Raw genomic sequence first — 12,139 nt, forward strand, 5'->3', positions numbered from 1 at the left:
GTTAACGCCCGCCTAAGCGGCGCGCCTCAGCCGGCCCATTCTCAGCCGGCAAGTCCGCCCAGCGGAAAAACCCTGCCCAACAGGCTGTCGGGAAACGCCGCCAGGGCGCCGAAGGCGATCGCCACGCCGTAGGGGACATCGCCCCCGGGCTTGGCCAGCCGGCTGAACCAGGCCGGCCCCCGCTCGGCGATCGGCCGCAGCCACATCGAGCGCAGGCCCAGCAGGGCCAGCGCCAGGGCGCCGCCGGCCAGGCCCGTGATCAGCACGAAATTGACCACGCCCGGGAAACCCAGCCACAGGGCCGAGGCCGCGAACAGCTTGGCGTCGCCCCCGCCGATCCAGCCCATGGCGAACATGCCCATGGCGGCGAACAGGGCGAAGACCCCGATCAGGGCGGCCACGCCCATCTGCGGCAAGGTGACACCCCCGATGAGGGCGGCCGGCAGGAAGAGGGCGATCAGGGCCAGCGAGATCCAGTTGGGGATGGTGAAACTGGTCGCGTCCCGCAGCCCGCCGACGACGACGAGGGCGGGAAAGGCGAAGATCAGGATGGCCGTGATCGTCTGGAGCATGGGACGCGACATTGCCCGCAAGGCGGTGAACTAAACGTTGATGAGCGGCCGAAAACGCTGGCGCGAGACGCGGGTGCGAGACGGGGCGCCCAAAAGCGGAAAGGGCCGCAGCTTTCGCTGCGGCCCCCCCGTTTTCATCAGGCGAAGTCTTCGTCTTACGGAAGCTTGCTGTTGATGGTGGTGAAGGCGGTGTTGAGCTTGGTGCCCAGGGTGGTGACGGCGGTGATGATGACCACCGCGATCAGGGCGACGATCAGGCCATATTCAATGGCCGTGGCGCCCGACTCATCCGACACGAAGCGCGAAACGAACTTGCTCATTTGGAATCTCCTTTGCTGAGCAGACCAGCGGTTGCGGGATTAGGCCGCTTGGCCTGCTCGCCCCCGAAAACAAGGCCATCTTGCGAGGCTTGGCTTAATTGCAAGTAAACATCGAAGTATTGCTCGATTTTTTTGTTTGGTTTATTTTGGTTTACCACTAATTTCCTTTAACCATGCCCATTTTGGGCGGCGATTTGTCTCAAAATGGGTCAGGGTGGGGGACTTCGCACCCGCGCAGCGCAGGCAGCAGCTTTTGGAATCGCGGCAGAGGCGGCTTTTTCAAATCCTCCCCCGGAGGGGGAGGGGGACCATGCGGAGCATGGTGGAGGGGGTCAGACGCTGCATCCAGGCGTCAGGATAGAGCGCGGCCGATCAGCCGCGTCCTTACAAGCAGACGTGATTGTAGCTTCAACCCCCTCCACCACGCCTTCGGCGCGGTCCCCCTCCCCCTCCGGGTGAGGATTTGAAGGGGAGCGACACAGCCTCGCCTCCACAGGCGATGGCCCCTCTGGGAAGGATTACAAAGAGAAAGGGCCGCGGCTTGCGCCGCGGCCCTTCCGGTTTCGACAGTCGAGCTGTGTCTTACGGCAGCTTGCTGTTGATGGTGGTGAAGGCGGTGTTGAGCTTGGTGCCCAGGGTGGTCACGGCGGTGATGATCACCACGGCGATCAGGGCGACGATCAGGCCGTATTCAATGGCCGTGGCGCCGGACTCATCCTTCACGAAGCGGGTAACGAACTTGCTCATGGTCGTCTCCTTGGGGTCTGCGCGACGGCCGGGGCGCTGGGGCCTGGCGGTCAGGTGGAAGTCGTAGATCACCCTGAGACCATGCATCGATGGCTCTTAAAACGCAGTAAAGCGAAGATGAATCGCAAATTATTTTGAGTAAATGAAACCTTGCGCGGCCGGCGCTGTCCAGGAGTCTATAAAGAGGGGGGCAAAAGCGAAAGGGCCGCGGCTTGCGCCGCGGCCCTGCCGGGAGCCTTCCCGCAGGAAGGCGGATGGAAATCCCAGATCCTAGGGAAGCTTGGAGTTCACCGTTTCGAAGCCGGTGTTGAGCTTGGTGCCCAGGGTGGTGACGGCGGTGATGATGACCACCGCGATCAGCGCGACGATCAGGCCATATTCGATGGCCGTGGCGCCGGACTCATCCTTCATGAAGCGCGAGACGAAAGTCGACATTCTGCGAATTCCTCTGTGTCGATGCGGCGGCATCGGACACGAGCGCCCGACTGCCCTCCCCAGGGTTGATGCAGGGACAGATTGTCGTGCGTCAAATTAACGCCAAGTAAAAACCGAGATTGAAATCTCAGTTTTCCACAGTAAACAGCGTATTTACTTTGTCTACCGGACCCCTGCCGAACACCGGTCGCCTTCAAGCTTTGTTGACCATTCAGGCCGAGTCTGTGCGCAACGCCCCGATCAGGACTTTCGCCATGCGCCGCCTGCCCCTCGTTCTCGCCCTGTCATTCGCCCTGGCCTCGACCCTGGCCCAGCCGGCCCTGGCCGAGAGCCTGCAGGTCCGTATCGACCAGGCCGCCCGGCTGATGCTGGCCTCTCCCGCCCGCGACGTCATCATCGGCAACCCGGCGGTGGCCGACGTCACGGTGATCGACGGCCGCAGCCTGATCATCACCGGCAAGGGCTATGGCGTCACCAACCTGATCGTCGTCGACCGGGCCGGCCGCACCATCGTCGACCGCCAGATCGTCGTCTCGGGGCCGGACGGCGACCAGGTCAGCTTCTATCGCGGCGCCAGCGTCTACAACTATGCCTGCTCGCCCCGCTGCCAGCGCCAGCCGCTGCCGGGCGAGACCGACACCGCCTATGGCCCCTGGGCCGCCCCGGCCGCCACCTATGCCGACCGCGCCCGCAACGCCGCGGCCGCCGGCCAGGCCTCCGACAGCCAGGCTTCGGCCAGCGCGGCCCCCAAGCGCAGCGAATAAACCGCCGCTTAAGGTCGGCAGGCTAGAGTCGCGCTCATGGCCCGCGACAACCACGCCCGTACGAAGCGCCTTCCGGCGAAACGCCTTCTGGCCCGCTTCATTCGTGGCGAGCGTGGCGCGACGGCCGTGGAATTCGCCTTCGTCGCCCTGCCCTTCCTGACCCTGCTGTTCGCGGTGGTCGAGCTGGGCATGGTGTTCCTGGTCGGCACCACGCTGGAAAACGCCACCGAGATCGCCGCCCGCCAGATCCGCACCGGCGAACTGCAGCAGGCCGGCGGCTCGGCCTCGACCTTCAAGACCGCCGTCTGCGCCCAGATGAGCTGGCTGGGCAGCGACTGCAGCAGCAATCTGAGCGTCGACGTCCGGGTCTATTCGACCTTCAGCTCGGTCAGCTCGACCAGCGTGCTGACCAACGGCGCGGTCGACCCGGCCAAGCAGGCCTTCAACACCGGCGGCCCCGAGGACATCGTCCTGGTCCGCACCTTCTATCAGTGGCAGATCTTCACCCCGCTGCTCAACGCCGGCCTGGTCAATCTGTCGGGCAACAAGCGGCTGATCACCTCGACGGCCACCTTCAGAAACGAGCCCTATACGTCATGATCGGTTTGTTCGCCCGTCTGCGGCGCGACCACCGCGGCGTCTCGGCCGTGGAATTCGCCCTGATCGCCCCGGCGCTGATCGCCTTCTATTTCGGCCTGGCCGAGTTCACCCAGGCGATGATGGCCGAACGCCGAGCCAGCCACGTGGCCGCCTCGATGGGCGATCTGGTGGCCCAGTCGACCCAGATCTCGGACTCGACCCTGACCGATATCTTCACCATCGGCACCACCATCATGAGCCCCTTCCCGACCAGCACCCTGAAGATGCGGCTGACCAGCGTCACCGCCAATTCCAGCGGCACGCCCAAGGTCGACTGGTCCAAGGGCTCGGGCCTGACCGCCCTGACCAACGGCGCGACGGTCACCCTGCCCACCGGCCTGGTGACGGCCGGCCAGAGCGTGATCATGTCGGAAGTGACCTATGTCTACGACTCGCCGGTCGACCAGTTCATTCCCGGCTCGATCACCTTCACCAAGAAGTTCTACCTGCGGCCCCGCAAGTCGGACCAGGTGACCAAGTCTAGCTGACGGCGCTCAGCGCCTGCGCCAGGGCCGAAACCTGCGGCGCGTCGCCCAGGGCAATTCCATCCAGGCTCTCCACGCGGCGAAGCCCGATCAGGCTGTTGGTCAGGAAGATCGCCTGGGCGCCGTCCAGGGCCGCGCGCGGGGCGGCGACCTCCTGGACCGGCATGCCCAGGGCCCGGGCGGCGGCGATGGCCTGGCCGCGCATGATCCCCTCCAGCACCCCGCAGGCCAGGGCCGGGGTGCGCAGCACACCGTCCGTCAGCCAGAAGAGGTTGGCGGCCGCCGCGCAGGCGATCTCGCCGCGATTGTTGAGCATCAGCGCTTCGCCGGCGCCGGCCTCGCGCCGGGCCAGGATTGGGTCGAGGTAGGAGAGGGTCTTCAGCCGGGAGGTGGGCGAGCCTTCGTTGCGGCGGATGGAGACCGTGGTCAGGGTGACCGGGCCTTCCGACCTGGGGGCGGGCGCGGCGGTGGCGAACAGGCGGGCTTCGGGCAGGGCGGGACGATCAAGCCCCCGGCCTCCGGAGCCGGCCGTCAGGGTCAGGCGGACAGCGAAGCGCCTTCCTTCTCCCCTTGCGGGAGAAGGTGTCAGCGAAGCTGACGGATGAGGGGTCGCACGGCGATCTGACGCTGCGGACCTTAACGCTAGTCCGACAGGTGGATGGGACCCCTCATCCGACCTCCTTCGGAGGCCACCTTCTCCCGCAAGGGGAGAAGGAAAATGAAGGGCGTCCTCGCATACCCGGCGCGCCTCCGCCGCGTCCGACGCCGGCAATCCCAGCACCCGGCAGCCCGCGACCATCCGCTTCAGGTGCTCATCGAACAGCACCAGTTCGCCGTCGCGGACCAGCATCGTCTCGAACAACCCATCCCCCAGGGTCAGCCCGCGATCGTCGTACGGGATCACGACGTCAACGCCCGCTTGAGCGCCGCGATCTTGGCCTCGGTCTCCAGCCGCTCGGCATGCGGGTCGCTGTCGGCGACGATGCCGGCGCCGGCCCGGGCCTCGAACCGCCAGCCGTCCCCCTGCTGCGTCAGGGCCACGGTGCGGATCAGCACGTTGGAATCGAAGCCGCCGTCGAAGCCCGCCCAGAACATCGCCCCGCAATAGGGCCCGCGCGGCGGCTCCAGGCCCGCGATGACCTTCATGGCCTGCACCTTGGGGGCCCCGGTCACCGAGCCCGGCGGGAAGGCGGCCCGCAACAGGTCGGCGGCGGTCAGGCCCGGGGCCAGGCGGCCGGTCACCGTCGAGACCAGGTGATGGACGTTGGCGAAACTCTCGACCTTGAACAGCTCGGGGACCGCCACGCTGCCGGCCGGGCAGACCCGGGCCAGGTCGTTGCGCATCAGATCGACGATCATTAGGTTCTCGGCCCGGTCCTTGTCGCTGGCCAGCAACTCGGCGGCCAGGGCCGTATCCTCGGCGGCGTCGCGACCGCGCGGCCGGGTTCCTTTGATCGGCCGGGTCTCGACGACCGGCGCGGCCCCGCCCGCCACGGTGACGAAGCGCTCGGGGGAATTGGAGACCACCGCCCGGTCTTCCAGCCGCAGATAGGCGGCGAAGGGCGCGGGGCTGTCGCCGGTCAGCCGCCGCAGCAGGTCAACGGGCGCCGCGCCCTGCGCCAGCCGGCCATGCCAGATGCGGGCGATGTTGGCCTGGAAGATCTCGCCGGCCTCGATCCGCCCGACCACCTCGGCCACGGCCTCTTCATAGGCCTGGGCCGGCAGCGGCGCCTCGAACGAAACGGCCAGCGGTCCCTCCCGGCGGGTGGGCGCCGCCAGGTCCAGCCAGCCGGCGGCGTCTTCGGCCCGCGCCCGGGCCTCGCCCGCATCGCCGCCCCGGCCGATGGCCAGCACCCGGCCCTGCTCGTGGTCGAAGGCCAGCAGCGCCGGATACAGCCCCACCGCCAGGTCCGGCCACTGGCCCCGGCGCGCCAGGGCCAGGGGCTCGACCCGGTCGCCCAGCTCGTAGCAGGCCAGCCCCGCCAATCCGCCCTGAAAAGGAGGGCCGCCCTGGAACGGCGGACCATCCCCCGCCGGCAGCGGCTCGCCCAGCAGCGCCTCCAGCGCCTCGAAGGCGTCGGCGGGGTCGTCGCCGGCCAGGGCCAGGGTCTGGACCGGCTGCCGCAGCAGATACGACCAGCGCGCCCGCGCGCTGCCGCCCCCCGACAGGAAGGCGCAGGCCCAGGGCTCCTCGGCAAAGGCCGCCAGGACCTCGTCCGGAGCCCGCCAGGGGCGTTCGATGATCGCCACGCAGCGCATGGGCGGCTGATGGCTCAGCCGCGCGGCGGGGGCAAGAGGCTCAGCGGTCTTGTTTGAGCCCGCCCTTGACGAACAGCATGCCAATGAACCCCAGGATCAGCAGCAAGGCGATGGGCAGGAAGCCGGCCTGCTGGGTCTTGAAGGTGTTGGTGGCGATGCCCACCAGCAGCGAGCCGATCCACACCGTCACCGTGCCGGAGAGGGCGTAGAGGCCGAAGAAGGAGGCCACCCGCTCGGGCGCCACCAGCCGGGTCAGCAGGGTGCGGCTGGAAGCATAGTGGGCGGTGACGAAGATCGCCGTGCCGAACCCGACCAGCAGGTAGAGGGCTTCCGGCAGGGTGCGGAACATCGGGCCGTTCCAGATCGGCGCGTGCTGGGCCGGGTCATAGGGGAAGAGGAAGAAGATCTTCTCGCGGCCCATGCTGAGCTGGCCGATCAGGCAGACGATCGAGGCGCCGACCGCCACCTGCACGGCGCGCTTAGGGCCGAAGACCGAGTCCATCCAGCCGCCGATGAAGCCGCCGGCGACGGCGAAGATGCTGAGCAGCACCCCATAGGCGGTCAGCTCCAGCACGCCCCAGCGCATGACCCCGGCCGCATAGACGCCGCCGAAGGCCAGCAGCGAGGTCATGCCGTCGGTGAACAGCATGCGCGAGCCCAGATAGACGGCCACGTCCTTCTCGCCGCGCAGGCTCTTGAGCGTGACCCAGAGGTTGATGGCGCCCTGTTTGAGGCCCTCCCCCAGCTTCACGCCGGTGTGCGGCGCGTCGGGGGTGAACAGGAACAGCGGGATCGCGCCGAACAGCAGCAGGCCGGCGGCGATAGGGCCGACGATACGATCGGGTTCGTTGAGCGCCTTGCTGAGGCCAAACAGCGGCTCCTTGGGCACGAAGCCCCAGTCGACCGTGCCCGGCAGGGCGAAGGCCACCAGCACGAAGGTCAGCACCAGCACCGAGAAGAAATTTCCGAGCGAGAGGGCCAGGCCCGAGGCGTAGGGCGCCTCCCGATGGCTCGCCGCCCGGGTCAGCAGGGAATTGTGCAGCACTTCCCCATAGGCGAAGAGGGCGCCGATCACGCCCAGCATGATCGAGACGGTCAGGATCGACAGGCCGCTGCCGTCCGGCTTGGCGAACCACAGGGCGCCGATGATCGGGACCATCAGGCCGGTGATCAGCATCAGCAGCGGCTTGCGCCCGCCGAACTTGTCGATCGAGGCCCCCAGGAACGGGGCGGTGAAGGCGACGAACAGGCTGTAGGTGGTGGTGATGGTGGCCACCAGCGCCTGGCCCTTGACCGGATCGCCGACCATCACGCTCGAGAAATAGGGGGCGAAAATATAGATGCTGACCAGGATCACGTAAGGATCGCGCCCGCCCTCATAGAGGGACCAGCTGAGGGCGCCCTTGCTGAGCCTTACCGGCTTGAGGTCGGCGAGGGCGGCGGCGTCCGCGCCGGCTTCGGCATTGGGTTCAAGACTGCCGGGCAAAGGCCCACCCATCGCCCCGGCGACCTCGGGCGCACTCGCTTGCTGATTCAAAACCATCCTCCGGTGAGCCGTCGTTGCAGCCCGTCGTCCCCGCCGTCACCCTGCCGATGCTGGCGGTGGGTGTCAAACGAGCGTTTGGCTTTGCCAAGGTCACACATAATTCCGCTCATCCCCGCGAAAGCGGGGACCCAGGCTTTTTTGCTGTTGAGGGCGGTTCTGACGGGTCTGGGCGGCTGCAAGGCTGCAACGAAAAACACCTGGGTCCCCGCTTTCGCGGGGATGAGCGGAGAAAAGGGGTTTTAGGCCTTACGCCAGGATATGGGCCTCGATCGCCGCCCGCCTTTTGGCGTCGACGCCCAGCACCTGTTCCAGATAGCCGTCGATCGAGCCGTGCCGCGCCTTCATGGCCTCGAAGGCCTTGTGCAGGTACTCCGCCTCGACCCCCATGGCGGCGATCATCGCCGCCTCGGTCGGCCGCCGGCCGGTCAGTTCCTGGACGTGGTCGGCGAACCCCGGGCCCCGGCGGGCGAAGCGTTCGGGGTCGTTGGTCAGCAGGTAGTCCTCGACGATCTCGTCGGGGTGCACGCCGGCGATGTGGTGGGTCAGGGCGCAAACGATGCCGGTGCGATCCTTGCCCGCCGCGCAGTGGACCAGGGCCGGACCGGGTCCCGTGGCCAGGGTCTCGAACCAGCGGCTGAACAGGTCGATGTGGCGCGGCTCATGCGGGGCGTTGTCGTAATAGACCCGCAGATAGTCCTGCATGGCCTGGACCGAGAGGTCCGAGTCCTTGAGGAAGACATGCCAGGGATCGTCGCCGTCGGTCCCCTCATGGTTCTCGATCACCTGGCCGTCGAAACCGGCATAGCGGCGGCTGGGCATCCGTTCGCGCTCGCCGGGCCGGCGCAGGTCGAGGATCAGCCTGATCCCCAGCTCGCGCATGGCCGCCAGATCGGCCTCGCTGGCCTCGGCCTGGTGGGCGGAACGGAACAGCAGCCGCTTCCTGATGCGCTTCTGGCCGGCGGCGTAGTCGCCGAAATCGCGGAAGTTCTCGATGGCTTCGAAGGGAATCTTGCGGGTCATGGCGGCTCATTAGCCGAGCCTCGCGACAAAGGCGAGACGGCTCTGACCCTGCCCCTAGGGCAAGAGATTTCAGCGAGTTAACCAACCAAGCCCTTATTCCTCCACAATTTATCCCCATATCGGAACCGTTCGCTCCCCAGGCGAATTATTCCCGGTGATCGCGAAGCCGATCCCACTCGAGGCCCGGACCGACGCAGAAGCCGCCGGCGCGGGAGAGCGAGTATCCCCATGCTTTTGTCGACCGAGAAATTGGAAGCCATCGTCTGGCAGGCCGCCGACGCCCGCCGCCTGCGCGCCTTCCGCCCCCTGCCCCAGCCAACGCCCCGGGGCGAACACGCGCGCCTCCTGACCATCGCCGCCGCCCGCCGGCTGCGCGCCGCCGAACGCGCCGGCCGCGACCGCTGCGAGGACGCCGAATACTGGAAGGCGGTAGCCCCCTCGGCGCTCAGCAAGGCGAGGATCTGGCGGACCGAAGAGGCCTTCGCGCCGCTGCCCTGAGCCCAAACGCAAACGGGCGGCCCCAAGGGCCGCCCGTCGCAACTCTAAAACGCTGGCGCCTGAAACTAGGCGACGCTGGCGGTGTCGACCTTGAAGCCCGGGCCCATGGTCGAGGAGACCGAGATACGCTTCATGTAGGTGCCCTTGGCGCCGGCCGGCTTGGCCCGGTTCAGGGCGTCGACCATGGCCTTGACGTTGGCCAGCAGGGCCTCGTCGGTGAAGCTGGCCTTGCCGATGCCGGCATGGATGATGCCATTCTTCTCGACGCGGAACTCGATGGAGCCGCCCTTGGCGTCCTTGACGGCCTGGCCGACGTTGGGCGTCACGGTGCCGACACGCGGGTTGGGCATCAGGCCGCGCGGGCCCAGCACCTTACCCAGACGGCCGACCAGGGCCATCATGTCGGGGGTCGCGATGACCCGGTCGAATTCCATGAAGCCGCCCTGGATGCGCTCGACCAGGTCTTCGGCGCCGACCACTTCAGCGCCGGCGGCGCGGGCTTCGTCAGCCTTGGCGTCCTTGGCGATGACGGCGACGCGGACGTCGCGGCCGGTGCCGGACGGCAGAGCCACGACACCCCGGACCTGCTGGTCGGCGTGACGGGGATCGACGCCCAGGTTGATGGCGATCTCGATGGACTCGTCGAACTTGGCGGTGGCGTTGGCCTTCACCAGCTTGATGGCGGCGTCGGCGGTGTGGACGGCGTCACGGTCGCCGGTCCAGGCTTTGACGCGCTTGGCTTGCTTGCTCATAGGGATCAGGCCTCCACGACGCGCAGGCCCATGGCGCGAGCCGAGCCTTCGATGATACGGGCCGCCGACTCGAGGTCGTTGGCGTTCAGGTCCTTCATCTTCTTCTCGGCGATCTCGCGCAGCTGGGTGCGGGTGACCTCGCCCGAGGTCTCACGGCCGGTCTTGGCCGAGCCCGACTTAATGCCGGCCGCCTGCTTGAGGTAGTGGGTCGCCGGCGGGGTCTTGGTGACGAAGGTGAAGCTCTTGTCCTGATAGACGGTGATCACCGTCGGCAGGGGCGTGCCCTTCACTTCCTTCTCGGTCCGCGCGTTGAACTCCTTGCAGAAGCCCATGATGTTGACGCCGCGCTGGCCCAGAGCCGGCCCGATGGGCGGCGAAGGCGTGGCGGAGCCGGCGGCGACCTGAAGCTTGATGTAGCCTAGGATCTTCTTGGCCATAGCTGTCCTCTCTGGAGAGCGGGGTTCGTACCGCCCTCGGTTGATGAGCCGTGGTGCGGCGTTGGCGCGCCTCCCACGGATTTCGTTCCCCAAACGGCGAACGCCGCACGGATTAGGTGCGGGGGCGCTCCTTTAGCAGGGTGCTAGTGGAATCGCAAACAGCCGGGTCAGCGGCGCTGTCCGACCGGCAAATATACTCTAGCCGGATCGAGCGAGTGCCCGGTCAGGTGGCTGGAGCATCCGCGACCGAGCGAACCATAATCGCGCCGATGCGGATGACTTCGTCACCACGGGTCACCCGAACTTTAACTTGGCCTTCTTGTTTGAACTCCACAGGCGAGAGGGCGATTGCAAGAATGAATCCGCAACGTGGGTCATCCACGTCTGGAAGGTCGATCTTCCTGAAATCGCTTCCTATCTCCGAGACGATGGACGGAGCTTCTTCAAGGTCGCCCGGAAGGTATATATTTAGCACTACGGGCAATTCGCTGGAGCTTGGCTTTTCCGCGTAATGCACCTCCATCACCAACTTCATCAATGTTGTTGGAAAGGGGCTGGTTAAAATAATCTCGCTATTGTACACGCCAATAAGAATGTTCTTATTGTTATTTTCTGTTCTAATATCATCACAGAAAATCGTATAGCCAAATGCATCTGGCCAGGTGACCGTTTTCATAGTGTGGCCGCCCAGTTCGTAACATCGATGCTATCAGTCGAACCCACAGAATCTTGAGGCTGACTTTGAGCACTTGAATAGGCACCACTTCCGACTGCCCTTTCTAATCTAGGCACGCTGCCGTTAGTGGAACTTTCGCGTGCGTTTTGTGCACGAGCGATTAGCAGGTCGGCGTCGAAACTTTGACGGCGGAGTTCTGACTTAGAAAGGCCCCGAATGCGGCGGAACCAATCATCCCATTCTGGAAATTCAACAAGAAGGGGCAAGTCGAGCGCCGCCGCGACCTCAAGAAGCGTTTGCAGAGATTCCTTGCCATAGTCGGGATTCTCAAGTCGAGAAACCACACTTTGCGGCTTGCCCAACAGGCAGCCCATTTCGGCTTGCGATAGGCCGCGCTGGTCCCGCAGCGCACGAATTGAGAGCGCAATGCGCGAACGCACCTGATCGGCGACATATTCATCGCGAAGCTCCTTGTCGGAAAGCTCCTCGATAAATTGTTCACTCCAAGGCAAGCCAAAGGGCATCTGATCGCTCCGGATCGCTTAAGACCTCAGCCTTCCGGCTAAGGGCGGTTGAACAGGCCGAGAGAGGAACAAACTTACCGCCCTTCTCTGTCGCCCAATACAAGATGGTGAACTCAGCATGGCCGGATCGAAACCCAAGGGGGCGCTGTTGAACATTGTCGGCCTTAAACCGAAGCTCATCCAAGCCTGCGCAGGTTCCCTTGAGAGACTTCCGAAAAGCCTCATTCCATTCGTGCCAAGGAATTTGCGCTAACGCCGTGATGCGAGAGCGAAACCTGGCGCGGAGTTGGGCACTGCCCGACTCATAAGTTTCGCGCACGTCACTCTTGCCGGTCGCCGGGGCGTAATAGCGGAAACTCCAAAGGACCGGCAAAGAGTATCTCTTTTTTGCGATAAATCCAGCAGAAAGCCATTGAAGTCGTATCGCAAATTTGCGATATTTGGGCACCGACTCATACAAGAAGG

At 65.6% G+C, this 12,139-nt stretch carries 16 protein-coding genes; 4 read left to right on the top strand and 12 right to left on the bottom strand.

Annotated elements, in window-relative coordinates; translation table 11 throughout:
• Positions 1 to 41 precede the first annotated feature (41 nt).
• The 4 genes from QO010_RS21135 to QO010_RS21150 form a co-directional block, all read right to left on the bottom strand.
• Complete coding sequence (locus tag QO010_RS21135) at positions 42 to 572, bottom strand: A24 family peptidase (protein WP_307352542.1); 531 nt, start codon at positions 570 to 572, stop codon at positions 42 to 44.
• 155 nt (positions 573 to 727) lie between these two features.
• A complete protein-coding gene (locus QO010_RS21140; RefSeq protein WP_307352543.1) occupies positions 728 to 892 on the bottom strand; it encodes a Flp family type IVb pilin in 165 nt (54 codons plus the stop codon).
• A 582-nt stretch (positions 893 to 1,474) separates the two neighbouring features.
• Positions 1,475 to 1,639 carry a Flp family type IVb pilin gene (locus QO010_RS21145; RefSeq protein WP_307352544.1) on the bottom strand — a complete coding sequence of 55 codons (165 nt, stop codon included), beginning with the start codon at positions 1,637 to 1,639 and terminating at the stop codon, positions 1,475 to 1,477.
• A gap of 270 nt (positions 1,640 to 1,909) precedes the next feature.
• Positions 1,910 to 2,074: a Flp family type IVb pilin gene (locus tag QO010_RS21150; protein ID WP_307352545.1), complete on the bottom strand. Its 165-nt coding sequence runs from the start codon at positions 2,072 to 2,074 to the stop codon at positions 1,910 to 1,912.
• A 254-nt stretch (positions 2,075 to 2,328) separates the two neighbouring features.
• Between QO010_RS21150 and QO010_RS21155 the strand changes: the two genes are divergently transcribed.
• Genes QO010_RS21155 through QO010_RS21165 form a run of 3 tightly spaced genes read left to right on the top strand, consistent with a single transcriptional unit; the run spans position 2,329 to position 3,965 of the window.
• Positions 2,329 to 2,838 carry a pilus assembly protein N-terminal domain-containing protein gene (locus tag QO010_RS21155; protein ID WP_307352546.1) on the top strand — a complete coding sequence of 170 codons (510 nt, stop codon included), beginning with the start codon at positions 2,329 to 2,331 and terminating at the stop codon, positions 2,836 to 2,838.
• Between the two features lie 36 nt (positions 2,839 to 2,874).
• The gene (locus tag QO010_RS21160) at positions 2,875 to 3,438 is read left to right on the top strand and encodes a TadE/TadG family type IV pilus assembly protein (protein WP_307352547.1); all 564 of its coding nucleotides are present in this window, start codon (positions 2,875 to 2,877) and stop codon (positions 3,436 to 3,438) included.
• Complete coding sequence (locus tag QO010_RS21165) at positions 3,435 to 3,965, top strand: TadE/TadG family type IV pilus assembly protein (protein ID WP_307352548.1); 531 nt, start codon at positions 3,435 to 3,437, stop codon at positions 3,963 to 3,965. Before QO010_RS21160 ends, QO010_RS21165 begins: the two co-directional genes overlap by 4 nt.
• Here QO010_RS21165 and QO010_RS21170 read toward each other — a convergent pair.
• The 4 genes from QO010_RS21170 to QO010_RS21185 form a co-directional block, all read right to left on the bottom strand.
• Positions 3,958 to 4,866 carry an aminotransferase class IV gene (locus tag QO010_RS21170; RefSeq protein WP_370873829.1) on the bottom strand — a complete coding sequence of 303 codons (909 nt, stop codon included), beginning with the start codon at positions 4,864 to 4,866 and terminating at the stop codon, positions 3,958 to 3,960. The two genes, QO010_RS21165 and QO010_RS21170, sit on opposite strands and share 8 nt — an antisense overlap.
• The gene (gene pabB / locus QO010_RS21175) at positions 4,863 to 6,221 is read right to left on the bottom strand and encodes an aminodeoxychorismate synthase, component I (protein ID WP_307352550.1); all 1,359 of its coding nucleotides are present in this window, start codon (positions 6,219 to 6,221) and stop codon (positions 4,863 to 4,865) included. The genes QO010_RS21170 and pabB overlap by 4 nt, the downstream gene beginning before the upstream one ends.
• A gap of 40 nt (positions 6,222 to 6,261) precedes the next feature.
• Entirely contained in the window at positions 6,262 to 7,758 is a 1,497-nt protein-coding gene (locus QO010_RS21180; RefSeq protein ID WP_307352551.1) for an MFS transporter, read from the bottom strand.
• 255 nt (positions 7,759 to 8,013) lie between these two features.
• A complete protein-coding gene (locus QO010_RS21185; RefSeq protein WP_307352552.1) occupies positions 8,014 to 8,787 on the bottom strand; it encodes a tyrosine-protein phosphatase in 774 nt (257 codons plus the stop codon).
• 228 nt (positions 8,788 to 9,015) lie between these two features.
• Between QO010_RS21185 and QO010_RS21190 the strand changes: the two genes are divergently transcribed.
• Positions 9,016 to 9,285 (top strand): hypothetical protein, encoded by a 270-nt coding sequence (locus tag QO010_RS21190; RefSeq protein WP_307352553.1) that lies wholly within the window; start codon positions 9,016 to 9,018, stop codon positions 9,283 to 9,285.
• Between the two features lie 65 nt (positions 9,286 to 9,350).
• Here QO010_RS21190 and rplA read toward each other — a convergent pair whose 3' ends face one another.
• The 4 genes from rplA to QO010_RS21210 all read right to left on the bottom strand — a co-directional run bounded on the left by rplA (position 9,351) and on the right by QO010_RS21210 (position 11,674).
• Entirely contained in the window at positions 9,351 to 10,037 is a 687-nt protein-coding gene (gene rplA, locus QO010_RS21195; RefSeq protein WP_307352554.1) for a 50S ribosomal protein L1, read from the bottom strand.
• A 5-nt stretch (positions 10,038 to 10,042) separates the two neighbouring features.
• Positions 10,043 to 10,474 carry a 50S ribosomal protein L11 gene (gene rplK / locus QO010_RS21200; protein ID WP_307352555.1) on the bottom strand — a complete coding sequence of 144 codons (432 nt, stop codon included), beginning with the start codon at positions 10,472 to 10,474 and terminating at the stop codon, positions 10,043 to 10,045.
• Between the two features lie 223 nt (positions 10,475 to 10,697).
• Positions 10,698 to 11,150, bottom strand: a complete 453-nt coding sequence (locus QO010_RS21205; RefSeq protein WP_307352556.1) for a DUF6941 family protein — start codon at positions 11,148 to 11,150, stop codon at positions 10,698 to 10,700.
• Positions 11,147 to 11,674 (bottom strand): XRE family transcriptional regulator, encoded by a 528-nt coding sequence (locus QO010_RS21210; protein WP_307352557.1) that lies wholly within the window; start codon positions 11,672 to 11,674, stop codon positions 11,147 to 11,149. The genes QO010_RS21205 and QO010_RS21210 overlap by 4 nt, the downstream gene beginning before the upstream one ends.
• Between the last annotated feature and the right edge of the window lie 465 nt (positions 11,675 to 12,139).

Origin of the sequence: Caulobacter ginsengisoli (genome assembly GCF_030814835.1) — a bacterium.
Lineage (GTDB): Bacteria > Pseudomonadota > Alphaproteobacteria > Caulobacterales > Caulobacteraceae > Caulobacter > Caulobacter ginsengisoli.

What these genes read in the sequence shown, in the direction of transcription:
- QO010_RS21135 (WP_307352542.1), bottom strand. Translation starts at nt 572, where the DNA reads ATGCTCCAGACGATCACGGCCATCCTGATCTTCGCCTTTCCCGCCCTC.
- QO010_RS21140 (WP_307352543.1), bottom strand. Translation starts at nt 892, where the DNA reads ATGAGCAAGTTCGTTTCGCGCTTCGTGTCGGATGAGTCGGGCGCCACG.
- QO010_RS21145 (WP_307352544.1), bottom strand. Translation starts at nt 1,639, where the DNA reads ATGAGCAAGTTCGTTACCCGCTTCGTGAAGGATGAGTCCGGCGCCACG.
- QO010_RS21150 (WP_307352545.1), bottom strand. Translation starts at nt 2,074, where the DNA reads ATGTCGACTTTCGTCTCGCGCTTCATGAAGGATGAGTCCGGCGCCACG.
- QO010_RS21155 (WP_307352546.1), top strand. Translation starts at nt 2,329, where the DNA reads ATGCGCCGCCTGCCCCTCGTTCTCGCCCTGTCATTCGCCCTGGCCTCG.
- QO010_RS21160 (WP_307352547.1), top strand. Translation starts at nt 2,875, where the DNA reads ATGGCCCGCGACAACCACGCCCGTACGAAGCGCCTTCCGGCGAAACGC.
- QO010_RS21165 (WP_307352548.1), top strand. Translation starts at nt 3,435, where the DNA reads ATGATCGGTTTGTTCGCCCGTCTGCGGCGCGACCACCGCGGCGTCTCG.
- pabB (WP_307352550.1), bottom strand. Translation starts at nt 6,221, where the DNA reads ATGCGCTGCGTGGCGATCATCGAACGCCCCTGGCGGGCTCCGGACGAG.
- QO010_RS21185 (WP_307352552.1), bottom strand. Translation starts at nt 8,787, where the DNA reads ATGACCCGCAAGATTCCCTTCGAAGCCATCGAGAACTTCCGCGATTTC.
- QO010_RS21190 (WP_307352553.1), top strand. Translation starts at nt 9,016, where the DNA reads ATGCTTTTGTCGACCGAGAAATTGGAAGCCATCGTCTGGCAGGCCGCC.
- rplA (WP_307352554.1), bottom strand. Translation starts at nt 10,037, where the DNA reads ATGAGCAAGCAAGCCAAGCGCGTCAAAGCCTGGACCGGCGACCGTGAC.
- rplK (WP_307352555.1), bottom strand. Translation starts at nt 10,474, where the DNA reads ATGGCCAAGAAGATCCTAGGCTACATCAAGCTTCAGGTCGCCGCCGGC.
- QO010_RS21205 (WP_307352556.1), bottom strand. Translation starts at nt 11,150, where the DNA reads ATGAAAACGGTCACCTGGCCAGATGCATTTGGCTATACGATTTTCTGT.
- QO010_RS21210 (WP_307352557.1), bottom strand. Translation starts at nt 11,674, where the DNA reads ATGCCCTTTGGCTTGCCTTGGAGTGAACAATTTATCGAGGAGCTTTCC.